13 protein-coding genes are annotated in these 15,801 nt (G+C 42.6%); 4 read left to right on the top strand and 9 right to left on the bottom strand.

The genetic code is table 11. From position 1 onward, the window contains the following. Positions 1 to 113 precede the first annotated feature (113 nt). The 3 genes from CXF61_RS06400 to CXF61_RS06390 form a co-directional block, all read right to left on the bottom strand. Positions 114 to 1,124, bottom strand: a complete 1,011-nt coding sequence (locus CXF61_RS06400) for a DUF4062 domain-containing protein (RefSeq protein ID WP_165597593.1) — start codon at positions 1,122 to 1,124, stop codon at positions 114 to 116. A 171-nt stretch (positions 1,125 to 1,295) separates the two neighbouring features. Next, positions 1,296 to 2,285, bottom strand: coding sequence for a glutamate racemase (gene murI / locus CXF61_RS06395; RefSeq protein ID WP_165597592.1), 990 nt, complete (start codon positions 2,283 to 2,285; stop codon positions 1,296 to 1,298). 209 nt (positions 2,286 to 2,494) lie between these two features. Beyond that, on the bottom strand, positions 2,495 to 3,277 hold the full coding sequence (locus CXF61_RS06390; protein WP_165597591.1) for a DUF1285 domain-containing protein: 783 nt from the start codon (positions 3,275 to 3,277) through the stop codon (positions 2,495 to 2,497). A 551-nt stretch (positions 3,278 to 3,828) separates the two neighbouring features. Between CXF61_RS06390 and CXF61_RS06385 the strand changes: the two genes are divergently transcribed. Next, positions 3,829 to 5,466: an electron transfer flavoprotein-ubiquinone oxidoreductase gene (locus CXF61_RS06385; RefSeq protein ID WP_102093511.1), complete on the top strand. Its 1,638-nt coding sequence runs from the start codon at positions 3,829 to 3,831 to the stop codon at positions 5,464 to 5,466. Positions 5,467 to 5,602: 136 nt separating this feature from the next. On the opposite strand, the gene CXF61_RS06380 is transcribed toward CXF61_RS06385, so the two are convergent. Further along, positions 5,603 to 7,099, bottom strand: a complete 1,497-nt coding sequence (locus CXF61_RS06380) for an alanine/glycine:cation symporter family protein (protein ID WP_165597590.1) — start codon at positions 7,097 to 7,099, stop codon at positions 5,603 to 5,605. A gap of 752 nt (positions 7,100 to 7,851) precedes the next feature. On the opposite strand from CXF61_RS06380, the gene CXF61_RS06375 reads away from it, so the two are divergent. From CXF61_RS06375 to CXF61_RS06365, 3 genes are all read left to right on the top strand, one after another. Next, positions 7,852 to 8,112: a DUF4212 domain-containing protein gene (locus tag CXF61_RS06375; RefSeq protein ID WP_101205298.1), complete on the top strand. Its 261-nt coding sequence runs from the start codon at positions 7,852 to 7,854 to the stop codon at positions 8,110 to 8,112. 4 nt (positions 8,113 to 8,116) lie between these two features. Continuing rightward, a complete protein-coding gene (locus CXF61_RS06370) occupies positions 8,117 to 9,985 on the top strand; it encodes a sodium:solute symporter family protein (RefSeq protein ID WP_101205297.1) in 1,869 nt (622 codons plus the stop codon). Positions 9,986 to 10,146: 161 nt separating this feature from the next. Next, positions 10,147 to 10,695, top strand: coding sequence for a hypothetical protein (locus CXF61_RS06365; protein WP_165597589.1), 549 nt, complete (start codon positions 10,147 to 10,149; stop codon positions 10,693 to 10,695). Between the two features lie 57 nt (positions 10,696 to 10,752). On the opposite strand, the gene CXF61_RS06360 is transcribed toward CXF61_RS06365, so the two are convergent. From CXF61_RS06360 to CXF61_RS06340, 5 genes are all read right to left on the bottom strand, one after another. After that, positions 10,753 to 11,358 (bottom strand): rhomboid family intramembrane serine protease, encoded by a 606-nt coding sequence (locus CXF61_RS06360; protein WP_057761862.1) that lies wholly within the window; start codon positions 11,356 to 11,358, stop codon positions 10,753 to 10,755. Between the two features lie 40 nt (positions 11,359 to 11,398). Next, a complete protein-coding gene (locus tag CXF61_RS06355) occupies positions 11,399 to 12,451 on the bottom strand; it encodes a 5'-nucleotidase (RefSeq protein WP_165597588.1) in 1,053 nt (350 codons plus the stop codon). A 257-nt stretch (positions 12,452 to 12,708) separates the two neighbouring features. Beyond that, positions 12,709 to 13,998: a TRAP transporter large permease gene (locus CXF61_RS06350; RefSeq protein ID WP_102093493.1), complete on the bottom strand. Its 1,290-nt coding sequence runs from the start codon at positions 13,996 to 13,998 to the stop codon at positions 12,709 to 12,711. Beyond that, the gene (locus CXF61_RS06345; protein WP_165597587.1) at positions 13,995 to 14,522 is read right to left on the bottom strand and encodes a TRAP transporter small permease; all 528 of its coding nucleotides are present in this window, start codon (positions 14,520 to 14,522) and stop codon (positions 13,995 to 13,997) included. Before CXF61_RS06345 ends, CXF61_RS06350 begins: the two co-directional genes overlap by 4 nt. Before the next feature lie 17 nt (positions 14,523 to 14,539). Next, positions 14,540 to 15,598, bottom strand: a complete 1,059-nt coding sequence (locus CXF61_RS06340) for a TRAP transporter substrate-binding protein (RefSeq protein ID WP_165597586.1) — start codon at positions 15,596 to 15,598, stop codon at positions 14,540 to 14,542. Positions 15,599 to 15,801 lie beyond the last annotated feature (203 nt).

Below are 15,801 nucleotides of genomic sequence, written 5' to 3'. Positions count from 1 at the left end.
ACGGGTCTGAGGAAGATTCACAAGCATTGCACGTATGCTTTGTATTACAAAACGTAGTCGTGATGCCAAAGTAGACGTTTTAGATGGCTATTTTTGAACGCGCTAGCGAATAATTACTCGTCTTGTTTATTCGTATTTGAGGTATGATTTTGCAGTAGGTTTTTTGCGTAGAAGGTAAGCTTCCAAAGCTCTTGTGATACACGCGTACCATAAGTCATCAGTTGTATCCAATTTGCACCGACTAGCTTACGTTGCAAATTATTAATATCAGCTTGAGAGATTTGGCAGCGTGAAACAGCATGAACGTTTGGCATCTCTTTTTTGATGTCTACTTCCGCTTTAGCGGTAATCAAACGATTGATGGCATTTTGCAAGCCATAGCTCGAAAAAGTAGACGGTATTCTCATGAGTGTCATGAGTATCTCGTGCCACGAGAGAGTTAGTGATCGGGTTACGTCCGTTAGATTACCGCCTTCATAAGCTTGAGCACTATATTGAATCTCAAAAAACTCCGTTAACTCAATTGGCTCACTAACCTTATCCGCTATAAAGTCTTCGTCATCAGGACTGTTTTTCTCTACCTCGGTAGTACTAGGTAATATATCGACTGGCTTCTCATACACGACCTTTTTACTAGTAGTATTCTCTTCATCATTCGCTCTGACCCAGCCACCTATCATTTTATTATTGGCGACGGCATTATAATGAGCCTGTACCAGTAATGGCTCAATATCTTCTTCCGTATCATAGTAATGTAGCTGGTTATCTTGCTTGGTGACTAACTTAATAAACTCTTGAAGTTGTCGGCTGATAACAGCGTCTGGAGAATGGTTTTTGACCAGCACAATTAGCGGCTTAAGCTTCGCTTTGGCATTTAGATAACTCAAATGCATCTGGCTGACACCGTTTTTTTGCACAGTTCCGTAGCTGTCGCCAACGATCATGACTGCGTAATCACAAGAGTCAATACACTGACGCCCATAAAAAGAGGCTTTAGATAATTTACTAGAAACATCATAGGTCAGAAATGCGCGCGCCTGAAAAAATATCGCTAAGCTGTCTAGAACCAACAACTGGTCATTGTCAGCGCATATAATATGAATATGATAGCGACGATTCGGCACAATTACCTCTAAGCGTAGGTCGTGACATAAAAAGGATAAGGTGTGAGATAGAACACAAAAATCTTGTCTTGCTCAGCCTAGCATACTCTTAGCTTAAAAAGATGCACTCAATTTATTTCAACTGAGTCAGCGTTGCATACAGCGCATTGTTATCACTAGCTTTGATAATAACTAGTGATAGTAGTATTGCAATGCCATTTCTGCACCGAGTAAGCGCTCAACTAAAGCGCATAGTCTATCACTATATTTAGTGGCGTGAAAAGTTAATGGCGGTCTAGTAATGGTATTTTTATTACTGGTTTTTTGTGACAGATTTTCTCGTTTTTCACTCATCAATGATGCAGACAAGTTGTTTGCAATCAACAGCTGTCTAACCCGTTCAGCAATCGCTTGGCCAGAATCAATAACTTGTATTGACAGCTGCTGCTGTGCAATCTCATCCAATAAAAATGTCTTAAAAAACGGATAATGCGTACATCCCAACACTAACTGATCAACACCTTCATTAGCAAATACTCGTATCTGTTGACGTAACCTTTCGGCTGTCTCGTCTTGTTCTGACATACCTGCTTCTACCCAAGGCACCAGTTGCGGATCAAAATACTTAGTGACTACTGTGTTATTAGGTTGAGCAAAATTGATAATAACATCATTTAATAAGGTGCCATTCAACGTCGCTTTGGTTGCCAGCACCGCTACATGACCACTCTTACTCGCCAATACCGCAGGCTTCAATGCAGGGACAAGACCCACAATAGGTATATGTGGATAGCAGCGTCGGGAAGTATCTAGCGCATATGCTGAGGCACTGTTACAAGCAATAACTATTAGCTTACAGCCTTGCTTATGTAACCACTCTACTGCCTTTAGCGTTAATGCTTCAATATCTTCGCTGTCACGATTACCATAAGGTACATTTAATGTATCAGCATAATATACATAACGCTCAGTAGGCAGCTGCTGTGTTAAATGCAAATAAACAGACAAACCGCCAACACCAGAGTCAAACACGCCAATGGGCGCGCTACGGTTTTTATCGCTTATAACTGTGTTACCAACATGTTTATTGACATCTACTAGATCAATAGCTTTGAGACTCTGGTCAACAGATATATCAACACACGGTTTGAGCTTTCCGACTGTCTGGTTTTTGATATCCATCTTTATGCTAATGCCATTATCATATTATTCATCAATCTCATTACCCAGTTAAATGCGCTATATGTATATTGCGTGTGTGGCGTTACTCTACGTCAGCTATCTATCAACTACCTTTATGCGATAGGAATTTTTTAGACCAATAGAATCAGGCGACATTATAAAATTATAGCACTCATCGGCAAACAGCAATTAATAGATAGACATAATACCTAATCAGTAGGCATGGATAGTGAATAAGACTGGCCACCACTCTGTAGCGTCAATATCGTCTTGCCATTTTCTTCTGATAACGCTCCAATTTCAGTCAGGTGATAAAAAGTATTGCGGCCAATAAGCGCGGTTAAGCCATTTCTAACCATCATGTAAGGGCGTACTTGTTCTGTAGACGCTAATTCCTGAGAATCTGCAACATCGCCAGCTGTACTCACTTGATTCGCTTGATTACTGTTATTGAAGTCACTGTTATTAAAGTCGCTGTCATTAGAATCGCTCTTATTAGAATTATATGCCTTTAATACAATCGGATGCGCATCGTCTAAGCGAACCACATCCCCTGTCGTCGTTGTAAACTCCAACCAACTCATATCACCTTCATTGACAATACCGACATCATTAATAAGAAGTGGTGCATCTTCAACTTGGATACGGATTTTCTGTACAGGGGTCTTTAAAAAGTACTCAGTATTGCCATTATTTTCTTCTTTCCATAGTATCGTGGCAAACAAGCTGACCAGTGACTCACGGGTCATTTGTCCGCCTTCATGCCACCACTCTCCGTTTGCCTTGATAGTCAAATCCATATCAGCAATATCTTTAGGATGCCATTTTTCAAGCGGTGGTATTGCACGCCCTTCGCGAGTGCCTTTCGTAGACTTAATGTACTGGCTTAGTGCATCCAAATTATCTAAGCTGCCTAGGCTAGAAGGCTTACTGGTCGGTGCTTCCAATATTCTCTCATGGCTGTCTTCAGTGCTATTATTATCGTTATTCATTATTAATCCCTTTATTTAGTATTCAAAGTTTGGCTTATCTATTATTACTATAAATTTTTGTTTCAGGTATGATGAAACTTTATCGTTATAACAACCTCATTTTCTTAACATTACCTTAGCATCGATACTCATAAATGCGTATCGTGTTTGTAGGACTTTTCTTTTATAATGAGTAACGATTTTTTATTGAAATGGTCAAGTGGGTGTTGTATTGATGACACATCTTACGTTATGCGTTGATATCCTTAGATAAATTGGTATTAACCATGACGGGTCAATTGATGCCGCAAAGACAGTTTTATCGGGCAGCCATATGTCTGAGTGACGTTAGCGCCGCAAGTCTATTATTCAGTTGTTAAGCTAATGATGCCCTGAGATAAGCCACTAAAAGTTTAGGAGTAGGTATGCAAGAGCAAGACAATCAAACGCCAGTTATTGATGGTAATACTGTGAATGCTGACGCACCAGTAGTGACAGAGACCGCAACGCTAGATAAAGCAGAACCAGTCGTAGCGCCAGTTGCCGCGGAACCTGAAGTCGAACGCGAATCAATGGAGTTCGATGTCATCATCGTTGGTGGTGGACCTGCAGGTCTGTCTGCTGCCATCCGTTTGCGCCAGCTCGCTATTGAAGCTGGTAATGATGAGTTTATGGTTTGTGTGGTCGAAAAAGGCTCTGAGTTTGGTGCCCATACGTTGTCTGGTGCAGTCATCGAGCCACGCGCTCTAAATGAGCTAATCCCTGACTGGAAAGAAAAAGGTGCACCGCTTAACGTGCCAGCGACAGAAGATCGTTTTTATTATTTAAACTCTGCCACACGCTCAACTAAAGTGCCTGACTCTTTAATTCCAGGTCCGATGCACAACGATGGCAACTATATTGTCTCGCTAGGTAATGTCGTTCGTTGGTTAGCCGTACAGGCAGAAGAGCTTGAAGTCATGATGTTCCCAGGCTTCCCTGCCGATGACATCTTATACAATGACGACGGTTCGGTCAGAGGTGTGTTAACTGGTGATATGGGTGTAGCCGCCAATGGTGAAGCCAAGCCAAGCTTTGAGCCTGGTTATGAACTCCTTGCCAAATACACTATTTTTGCCGAAGGTAGCCGTGGGCATTTAGGCAAACGCTTAATCAGCCGTTTTGATCTAGATAAAGATTCTGATCCTCAGCATTATGGTATCGGTCTAAAAGAGCTATGGGAAGTTGAGCCTGAAAAGCATGAGCAAGGCGTTGTCATGCATGGTCTTGGCTGGCCATTGACTGAAACTGGCTCTACTGGTGGCTGGTGGTTATACTTTGATGAAAACAACCAAGTAAGCTTTGGTCTTGTGGCGGATTTGTCTTACCACAACCCTTACATGTCTCCATTCGATGAAATGCAGCGCTTGAAAACGCACCCTGTGATCAAAAATGTTTTAGAAGGCGGTAAGCGCATCTCTTACGGCGCACGTGCGTTGACCAAAGGTGGTCTAAACTCATTACCGAAGTTCACCTTCCCAGGTGGCGTGTTGGTAGGTGATGACGCTGGTTTCTTAAACCCAGCAAAAATCAAAGGTACGCATACCTCGATGAAGTCAGGCATGCTCGCAGCCGAAGCTATCTTTGAGGCGCTACAAGCTGAACGTCAGCATGATGAAGTGGTTGCTTATAGTACAATGTACAAAGAGTCATGGTTGTATCAAGATAACTATGAGTCGCGCAACTTTTCACCTGCGATTCACCGTATGGGTCTGTTCATGGGCGGCGCTTTCACCTTTATCGAGCACAACTTGCTAAAAGGTAAAATGCCATTCACTTTGCATGACAACATCCCAGATTACGATCAGTTGGAGCGTGCTAATCATGCTTATCAACCAACTTATCTTAAGCCTGATGGTAAGCTAGTATTTGATAAATTGTCATCAGTATTTATCTCTAACACCAACCATGCAGAAGATCAGCCAACGCATCTAAAACTTACTGATCCAACGGTACCTATTTCAATCAACTTACCGTTGTATGCTGAGCCTGCACGTTTGTACTGCCCAGCGGGTGTATATGAAGTGGTCAAAGACGCTGAAGGTGCTAAGTTTGTCATCAATGCGCAGAACTGTGTGCATTGTAAGACCTGTGATATCAAAGACCCTTCACAGAACATCACTTGGGTAACCCCAGAAGGTGGCGGTGGTCCTAACTACCCAAACATGTAAATCAGGATAATTCTGATTTGAGCTGGTGCAGTTAATATCATTAAAACTGTACTCCAATAAAAACCGCCCTTCTCTTTATAAGAGTCGGGCGGTTTTTTAATGCTGAGAACAAGCTGGTTTTATCAATCAATGCTGCTTAGTCTGTCCAAGCATCACGGTTAGCTTCATCTCTGAGTTTCACAAAGTTATCAGGATCAAACTTTATCTGATCGCCTGTTTTACCCTCTTTTACCTGACGCTCATAGTCACGCAGTATTCTTAGCGCTACAGGAGATAAGAGCAAGATGGCCACTAAGTTGACCAAGGCCATCAGACCCATAGACAAGTCAGCGAAGTTCCATATAGCAGGTAAACTAGCAACAGAGCCGATAAATACCATACCTAATACTAGGAAGCGGAAAACCATAATCATTACTTTGGCGTTTTTGGCACCAGAGATAAATTCAAGATTTGACTCACCGTAGCTATAGTTGGCGATGATAGACGTAAATGAGAAGAAGAAAATCGCAATCGCCACGAACACCACACCTAGGTCACCCACATACTGTGATAAGGCCAACTGAGTTAACTGAATACCTTCTTGCTCGACATTAGGGTCGACCACACCAGACAAAATAATAATCGACGCCGTCGCGGTACAAATGATAAGGGTATCCATAAATACGCCAAGCATTTGCATGAAACCTTGTACTGCTGGATGATCAGGATGACTCTTTGCCGTTGCTGCAGCATTCGGCGCTGAACCCATACCTGCTTCGTTAGAAAACAAGCCACGTTTGATACCGTTAATCATTGCTTGCGCAATACCATAACCGATGACACCGCCTGCCGCCTGCTCAAAACCAAATGCTGATTTTACAATCAACGCGATCGCTGCTGGGAATTGACTAAAGTTAGTCACGATAATGAATAGCGCTAGCAAGATGTACAAGATGGCCATCACTGGTACGATTTTACCCGCGATACGAGCTACTGAGCGCAAACCACCGAATACCACTGGCGCTACCAGTACTACCAATACCAAACCTGTCATCCACGTTGGCACACCAAAGGCTTCATTGGTCGCTTGAGCGATGGTATTGGATTGTACGCCATTAAATGCCAAACCAAAGGCCACTAACAAACATAATGAGAAAAACACGGCAAGCCAGCGCTTGCCTAGACCTTTTTCGATGTAATAAGCAGGGCCACCGCGGTACACATTATCGTTGTGCGGTACTTTATATGCCTGTGCTAAGGTTGACTCGATAAAGCTGGTCGACATACCGACCAGTGCCGTCATCCACATCCAGAATACAGCACCTGGTCCACCCAAATAGATGGCAATTGCCACACCTGCCAAGTTACCAGTACCAACACGCGCGGCCAGCGACGTCATCAATGCTTCAAATGAGCTAATACCACCATCTTTGCGTCCTTGGTTGGACACGCGTAGCAACTTCCACATATGACCAAAATGACGAAACTGAATAAAATGTGTCACGACGGTGAAGTAGATACCTGCACCAATTAGTAAGAACATCAGTAATCCATACCAAGGGTTACTAGCAATCAGCCAATCGTTGTTACCCCAGATAATACCGACACCATAATTTACGATGTTATTAAACCAACCTACTATCCCTTCGTTCATATGGGCTCCTTATTCATTCTTTATACGCGTTACTTAAATTTCATATCGATATCATATTTTGATTGCCATGGACTATATAAGCCTCTGTGCAAAATACCTGATACCAAAAAGACACGTGCATGATATAGATATTGAGCGACATGCGACCATCACGTTTACTTATCGACTTTATATAGTTATTTTTAAAATAAATAATGCTTATGTTTCATCTTATATAGAATAGATTAAGTGATAATTTAATCGTATAAATTACTCGGTTGCCGTAACGTTAGGTTCTTTAATAAATATTTAGCAAACTAATTTTTAGTAATTTACTTATTATTTATGCGTAGTAGTTTGCAATTATCTTTATTAAACCGTGCTAATATAAATTCTATATCCGTTTAGACTGTTTTATGGTTATCGAAGCTATTAATCAGTACAAGAAGCACAACAGGTTAGCGTGTTAAAAAGATTAAAACTCTTGTCAGGAAGACGAGATTGTTAAAAAGACACTGGATAGTCCACCCTTCTGTCTTCCTCAAGAAACGTTATTTTTGCCATTCGATGGTTTAGGTCAATACGATGCTTAAATAGTTAACTACTTTTATTTGAAGTAGAGAATTACCGAGCATTAAACGTACTATCACGCATCATCGTTTTCACTATATAAAGCAGTACCTGACTATTTTTTATACTTTTCGTGGTAAGAAATAATCGCAGTTCTTTTTATATGGTTGATATTTTTTAAGTAAGACAAAAGGAGTTGTCCTATGGAAAACCACAACGATCCATCTGGATATTGGCGCGCCAATATTCGTCTCATTCTCGGCAGCTTGGTTGTTTGGGCGCTATGCTCATATGGCTTTGGTATCTTGTTTCGTCCATTGTTAGCTGGTATCAAAATCGGTGGTACTGATCTGGGCTTTTGGTTTGCTCAGCAAGGATCCATTGGTATATTTATCATCCTAATTTTCTTTTACGCTTGGCGTATGAATAAGTTAGACAAACAATATGGCGTAGACGAGGAATAGCCCCATGAGTCAATTTGTAATTAATCTTATTTTTGTGGGTCTATCCTTCGCTCTCTATTTCGGTATCGCGATTTGGGCTCGTGCTGGTTCAACCAGTGAATTTTATGTTGCTGGTGGTGGTGTCCATCCGGTCGTTAACGGTATGGCAACAGCTGCTGACTGGATGAGTGCGGCGTCATTTATCTCAATGGCAGGTCTTATTGCTGCTAGTGGTTATGGCGCTTCTACCTATTTGATGGGTTGGACTGGCGGTTACGTTCTGCTAGCGATGCTTTTAGCGCCTTATTTACGTAAGTTCGGTAAGTTCACGGTTCCTGATTTTATCGGCGATCGTTTTTACTCAAAAACGGCTGCTATGATTGCTGTGGTCTGTTTGATTACCGCATCGACCACTTACGTTATCGGTCAGATGACCGGTGCTGGTGTTGCATTCTCGCGCTTCTTAGAAGTTGAGAGTAGTACTGGTCTTATCATTGCGGCTATTGTTGTCTTCTTCTATGCCGTACTTGGTGGTATGAAAGGGATTACCTATACGCAGGTTGCACAGTATGTGGTTCTGATGATTGCCTATACTATTCCTGCTGTCTTTATTTCACTTGAGTTGACCGGTAACCCGATTCCAGGCCTTGGTTTGTTTTCAAACCATGTCGAGTCAGGTGTCCCTATTTTGACTAAGCTTAACCAAGTTGTGACTGACTTAGGATTTGCCTCTTATACGGCTGATGTTCCTAACAAGCTAAACATGGTGCTATTTACCTTGACGCTAATGATCGGTACAGCAGGTCTACCACACGTTATCATTCGTTTTTTCACTGTACCTAAAGTGGCTGATGCACGTTGGACAGCAGGTTGGACACTGGTATTTATCTCGCTACTATACTTTACTGCTCCAGCAGTAGGTGCTATGGCTCGTCTAAACCTAATTGACACCGTTTACCCACAAGGGGTTGCAGAAGCGCCTCTAGAATATGATCAACGTCCAGACTGGATGATGACATGGGAAGAAACAGGTCTTATCAAGTATAACGATCTAAACAATGATGGTCGTATTCAGTTGTACAGTGATAGTGGGTTAGGTGCTGCTCAGATCGCCCTCAATACTGCTCAAACTGACGGTGGCGATGTTGCTGCAGCAACTGCAGCGGTAGAAACCGCTCGTATTGCACATGATGCAGAGCTTGATGGTCGTTTTGCTAACGCTGGATGGGCAGGTAACGAGCTTGATGTTAACGCTGATATCTTAGTTCTAGCGAATCCAGAAATTGCACAGCTTCCACCATGGGTTATTGGTCTGATTGCTGCAGGTGGTTTGGCAGCAGCACTATCAACCGCTGCCGGTCTACTCCTTGCTATCTCATCAGCCATCAGTCATGACTTGATCAAACGTAACTTAAACCCAAATATCACTGATAAACAAGAGCTAAAATATGCTCGTATCACTATGGGTGTGGCGATTGTAGTAGCAACTTACTTAGGTATGAATCCGCCAGGGTTTGCCGCACAGGTCGTAGCACTGGCCTTCGGTATTGCTGCCTCTTCATTGTTCCCTGTGTTAATGATGGGTATTTTCTCTAAACGCATCAACAATCTTGGCGCTATTGCCGGTATGTTGACTGGTTTAATAGTCGTTCTTGTCTATATCTTTATGTTCAAAGGTTGGTTCTTCATCAGTGGTACAGCGAACTTCCCTGATACTGAAGAGTACTGGTTATTTGGTATCTCACCACTATCATTTGGTGCAGTTGGTGCATTGCTTAACTTCATCGTAGCATTCGCTGTATCTTATGCTACTGCGCCACCACCAGCACATATTCAAGAGCTGGTTGAGAGCGTACGTTCTCCACGTGGCGCTGGCGGTGCGGTCGACCACTAAGCTCACAACTGAGGATATATCTTCTGTTACTATATATCACTCACAGGCAGTAGCTGCTTGTGGGTGATTTTTTTATCCTATAGCTATAATAACTAAATTTTAGATTTTTACTTTATCTAAGAGGTTCAATTAGACAAATCTAACGCATTAAGGAATATTTTATGCTTTTTGAGTTTATCGCTACCATCGCTGCCGCATTTGGTATGGCTGGACTAGCACTTATCATAACTCACCTCAGCAAACTGGCAGGCAAACGTGCACCTAAATGGCTGATTCCCTTATTTGCTGCTATTGGGATGTTTGCATTCCAGATAAACCAGGAATACAGCTGGTATGGTCAACAAGTGCGAGATCTGCCAGAAGGCGTAGAAGTTGTCAAAACAGCAGAAAGCAAGGAATGGTTTCGCCCATGGTCTTATGTTAAACCACAAGTCTTGCGCTTTATTGCTGCAGATACGGGCAATGCTAGCATGCATGCGGACAATCCAGACATGCACTTAGTTAATTTGTATTTGTTTGAAAGACGCAGAAGCATGCAAAAGATTTTACAGGTAATAGACTGTACTACACCTGCACGAGCGGACTACGTAATACCAGAAAAAGGTAGCACACTGACGGTGGATGAACATGTTAAACAGACCACTGCATGGCGAGAGCTAACTACAGATGATCCTTTATTTATCAAAATTTGTACTGATGCAAGCGTCTGATCCAATAACGCTTAGTACAACGATGCTGGTTTATTAAACACTGATAGTACTTCGCTTTTAATAGCGTTGAGAAGCGGCTGAATAAGTATGCTTTGAATTGGCTCCTAATAATAGCCCAGCGCACAAACCACCAAAATGTGCCGCAAACGAGATACCTTGTTGCGGCATCAATCCTTGCTTAATGGTCAGCCAATAACCAGTCCCCATAACAATACAAGCAATCAGATAACCCCAACGCCGCGCAAATATAGCCCCGCCTATCATATAACCTAACATTGCAAAACAAAGCCCTGATGCGCCGATATGGATAGAAGATGGCGACCCGATAACCCAAGTGACCAGTCCTGAGGCGACCACCAGTTTAATTACCGTGCGATAAGCATTTTTCTCAAACAGTCCAAACAAAAACAAAATCTGTAATAGCGTCACCGTATTGCCAGTCAAATGCGATAAATTGCCATGCATGGTCCACGAAGCAAATACCCCTATCATACTACCTACATCTAAAGCACGTGGCACGATACCAAAGATGTTCCACATACCAAATAAGACCACTTCATTTAGAAAAAACATGCCCCACATCGGTATAAGCACAAAAGCATACAGTCCAATGACCTGCTTTATCCGCACGACAATTAAGTTAAGCAACTGCTGCCAATTCATATACCATCCTATCCTTATTACCTAAATTTTTTATACCTACTTAATGATTTACAGCAAATAGTGGGTGCACAGCAGGTTTGAATGATAACAATGATGCATCCTCATCAGCAGTGAGATAGTTGTCACCATGCAATAATGACGTCGAATGATAAGGAACCAAGGCCGTAGGAATAAATCGACGTGCTGCGTCAATGTGCTTGATTGAATCATCAAAGAAGATATGCGGCGCAAATGTTCTGAGTACCGCTGTTTTCTCTAATCCTCCCAAAAAAAATGCCATATCAACATTCACGCCCCACTCTCGTAATGTCTTGATAGCCCGTAAGTCAGCTGGTGCATTGCGCGCGGTCACCAGCGCAATTTTTATTGGCGAGTATTTTAAACCAGCAGGTAGGCGCTCTTGCAGATTTGATAATTTAATCAATAATTCAGCGTAAGGACCTTTTTCAATCGGTAAATCACGCATTTGTACTTCACGATCATGAAAGGCTCGTAGCCCTTTTTGTTTGTATAGCAGTTCACCTGAATCATCAAAAAGTACCGCGTCCCCGTCAAAGGCAATGCGCAGCTGCTCAGTATCCAGCTCATAAGTATTCACAGGCGTAGCGTCTAGTATGGCACAGGCACAGATATTGGCATCCGCCACTTGTTGGGCATCGTCGCGATTAGTGGTCAAGAATAGGTCAACGTTAAAGTCTTTGATATAAGGCGCAACAGGGCTACCTGAAATAAAAGCAGAACGGGAGATATTGATATCATGTTCTAGAATTGCATTAAGTACCTGAATACCAGTGTCTGGACTACTTTTTGACACGATAACGACTTCGACCAATGGTGTTTCAATGTCTGAATCCTGTCCATCGCTATTATCAGAATACTTATTTAGGTTTAATAATGCTTTAATTAGCGGATAACCTGCACCAATATTCAAGGGATCATTTTCACGCTCGGTCATGTACTCCCTGAACTCTTTTACAGCACTTGCAGGTCGTTGCTCTAACAGCTCTAGCAAATAGTTTTCTGACTCATTCAAATCGAAAAGTGCCGTTGCAGAAATTGCGACGATGAGCGTATTACTAAAATCGACAGCCATGACTATCTCTACTTATAAAGTTATATAGGAAAATGAATGAAAACCAGTTTACTACATTCATAAGCCTTTATAACACTAAGAAAAGTTATCATTATGCAGCGTCACAGATTGTAAGTTTCTAAAATATCCTTCTCTTAATTCTTGGAAAAAGTATTAGCCAATAAAAAAGCCACACTGCTCTATTAGCAATATGGCTTCTTAACGAGTAGAAAATCTGCTGCACCAAAATACAATGACTTTATACGCTTAGATTCAATCTACCCCAGCAGCACAAGTGAAATCGCAGGGAACATCACCAAGATAACCAAACGGATCACATCAGAGACAATGAATGGTGCCACCCCGCGGAACATATCACTCAGCTTAATGTGCGGCGCCATCGCCTTAATCACAAAGATATTCATCCCCATCGGCGGCGTAATCAAACCAAGCTCCACCGTCAATACCGCAATGATGCCAAACCAGACTGGGTCAAACCCTAACGCTAGAATGATGGGATACACAACAGGTATGGTGATCACCAGCATCGCGAGCGCATCCATGAACAGTCCTAATAGGAAGTACATGAACAGGATACAGATTAGGACAATCATTGGACTGACCGCCAATCCACCGATCCAAGATGCCAAGGTATAAGACAAGCGTGAGACTGAGATAAAATATCCCAATGCCTCTGCACCCAGTAGCATAAAGAACACCACTGCAGAGAGTGCTAGCGTCTCAATCAATGACTGCTTAAGACCATCTAAACGCATACCTTTAGCAAAGGCATAAGCCCAAGAGACAAACGCTCCTACTGCGGCGCCTTCTGTTGGGGTAAATAGCCCAAAGAAGATACCAGCAATAATCACAATAAAGATAAAGCTAAACGGTATCAGACCAGTCAGTGACAGTAGTTTGGCTTTCCAAGACGTTTTCTCACCACGTTTTGCTAAGTGCGGTTTCCAGCGTACCATCACCATGACGGTCAGTGAGTACATCACCATACCGAGCATGCCGGGCAAGAAGCCAGCGATGAACATGTCACCTACTGACTGCTGGGTTAAGATGGCGTAGACCAGTAAGGCAATACTCGGCGGAATCATAATACCAAGTGTACCGCCAGCGGCTAAGATACCGCAGGCAAAGCCTGGCTGATAGCCGTACTTCTCCATTTGCGGTAAAGCGACTTTGGTCATGGTAGAGGCAGTGGCAAGTGATGAGCCTGAGATAGAGGCAAAGATACCGGATGAACCAATACCTGCAATGCCCAAACTACCCCTTACCCCGCCAAATATGGTTCGGGTGGCTTCAAACAGTTTACCTGCCATACCTGAGTGAGTGGCAAACACGCCCATGAGAATAAATAAGGGAATGGCGCTAAAGTCATACTTTGCTAAGACATCGACTGGGATGTCTTTTAGCATTTGCAGGGCACCACTAGGCGCGGTGACCGCACCGAAACCGACTAGACCCACCCCTAACATGGCAAGTGCGACAGGTACGCGTAGGACGACAAGCAGGATCATGACCACTAGGCCAATCGCACCGATAATTTCTGGACTCATGCGCCTGTCTCCTCGGCGTCAAAGAATTCGCCTGTCTTAAAGATGTTAATGGATTCGATCAATGAGCGTATGGCTAGAAAAGCACTTAACAAGGCACTGATCAGGTAGATAGGCATCATAGAGAGTCTTAAGTCTTGGGTAACTTTCCCAAACTCCATAGCGTCAATGGCACTCTCGTAGAGTCCCCATGAGAATACGATGCCGATGACGAAGAAGCCCATCATAAAGATAGCCATGAGGTAGCCTTTGATAGACTGTGGCATTTTCTGGGTGAAGACGTCGACGATGATTTGTGAGCGTTCGACAAATGCGGCAAAGGCAGCTAACAATGCAAATAGCATGAAGTAGGAGACGATCTCTACACTGCCTTTGACGGTAAAACCAAACTCACCGCCGGTGAGTTTGAATATGTAGCGTGCGACGACGTCGAGCATGGTGGTTAGGACGATGATGATGAGACTCACCCCACCGATAAACTGGCATAATCTAGAGATTAAGACACTGAGCTTGACTAAAAATGCCATGTGACACCTCCAATAGGTTAAACCTTACAGGCAGCACTGGCAGCTTTTGCTTTTTCATAGACACTATCAGCATCCAAACCCAAAGCATTAACATCCTTTAGATATTTTTGTGTTCCTCTTTCAAGTGGCCCTTTCCAGTCTGGATCATTTAATGGATCAGGAATTTCGATAATTTCATCACCTTTATCTTTAGCAGCTTGAATTGCCATTTGGTCATGTTTATCAAACACTTCACCGACCTTATTAGCTAATGCCATCCCTGAGTTTTTATCCAAAACTTGTTTTAGATCATCAGGTAAGTTGTCATATTTGTCCTTATTCATCGTGACCATAAGCGCTGAGCTATAGAAAGGAATGTTAGTATGATACTTGGTAATCTCATCAATTTTAAATGCTGTTACTGCTTCCCAAGGGAAACTCAAACCATCAACAACGCCGCGCTGCAAAGAGGTATACATATCGTTTGCAGGTAAACCGACTGGTGACGCACCAGCGCTTTCAATAATATCACCAGCAACAGCTGAAGGACGGCGAATACGCATACCTTTCATGTCTCCAGGTGTTCGAATTAGCTTATCAGTTGTATGAAGCGCCCCAGGTCCAGCCCCGTACATAAATAATAAATGAGTATCTTTATACTCACTCGCCAAAGTACCATCATCATATAGGGTCTGTAGCATACAGCCCATTTGAGTTGCTGAATTTGACAAACCTGGAAGCTCAGTAATCTGAGTCAAAGGAAAGCGACCATTGGTATAACCATGCGCTTGTGAACCGATATCGATCGTACCTTTAGCAGCAGATTCATAAGTAACGTCTGCTTTAGCAAGGCCTGCTGATGGATACAGTTCAACTTTTAGACGGCCGTCAGAATCTGTTTCTATCTGTTTTGCCCACGGCTCAAATACTTCTTTACTGATAGATGAGGTTGCTGGCCAAAAATGCGAAAACCGTAGCACGGTAGTTTCTTGAGAAGTCGCTGATGAGTCATCAGTCGTATCAGCAGATTGGTTAGAACAGCCAAGAAGACTAATAGCGGCTAAAGCACCAATTGAAAAAAGAGGAGCTAACTTCATTATCAATTCCTTTTGATAATTATGAGAATAGGAGTAAGGTATTACGAGCAGACAATTTGATTCATCCTAGATTAAATTGGCTACAAGGTTTAGATATATTTTTTACATACCTGTAATAAAAGTACATTTTAAAATTAGCAGCTATAATGATAGAAGTCAAATCATTTTGAGCAGACTATGGAGGATATATTCATATTATAGAT

The sequence above is a fragment of the Psychrobacter sp. 4Dc genome, from assembly GCF_002836715.1.
Taxonomy (GTDB): domain Bacteria; phylum Pseudomonadota; class Gammaproteobacteria; order Pseudomonadales; family Moraxellaceae; genus Psychrobacter.
The sequence above is the reverse complement of the archived record's forward strand: the minus strand, read 5'-3'. Positions and strand labels throughout refer to the sequence as shown.

Coding starts and splice junctions, on each gene's coding strand:
- murI (WP_165597592.1), bottom strand. CDS start 2,285: ATGGATATCAAAAACCAGACAGTCGGAAAGCTCAAACCGTGTGTTGAT.
- CXF61_RS06390 (WP_165597591.1), bottom strand. CDS start 3,277: ATGAATAACGATAATAATAGCACTGAAGACAGCCATGAGAGAATATTG.
- CXF61_RS06385 (WP_102093511.1), top strand. CDS start 3,829: ATGGAGTTCGATGTCATCATCGTTGGTGGTGGACCTGCAGGTCTGTCT.
- CXF61_RS06380 (WP_165597590.1), bottom strand. CDS start 7,099: ATGAACGAAGGGATAGTAGGTTGGTTTAATAACATCGTAAATTATGGT.
- CXF61_RS06375 (WP_101205298.1), top strand. CDS start 7,852: ATGGAAAACCACAACGATCCATCTGGATATTGGCGCGCCAATATTCGT.
- CXF61_RS06370 (WP_101205297.1), top strand. CDS start 8,117: ATGAGTCAATTTGTAATTAATCTTATTTTTGTGGGTCTATCCTTCGCT.
- CXF61_RS06365 (WP_165597589.1), top strand. CDS start 10,147: ATGCTTTTTGAGTTTATCGCTACCATCGCTGCCGCATTTGGTATGGCT.
- CXF61_RS06360 (WP_057761862.1), bottom strand. CDS start 11,358: ATGAATTGGCAGCAGTTGCTTAACTTAATTGTCGTGCGGATAAAGCAG.
- CXF61_RS06355 (WP_165597588.1), bottom strand. CDS start 12,451: ATGGCTGTCGATTTTAGTAATACGCTCATCGTCGCAATTTCTGCAACG.
- CXF61_RS06350 (WP_102093493.1), bottom strand. CDS start 13,998: ATGAGTCCAGAAATTATCGGTGCGATTGGCCTAGTGGTCATGATCCTG.
- CXF61_RS06345 (WP_165597587.1), bottom strand. CDS start 14,522: ATGGCATTTTTAGTCAAGCTCAGTGTCTTAATCTCTAGATTATGCCAG.
- CXF61_RS06340 (WP_165597586.1), bottom strand. CDS start 15,598: ATGAAGTTAGCTCCTCTTTTTTCAATTGGTGCTTTAGCCGCTATTAGT.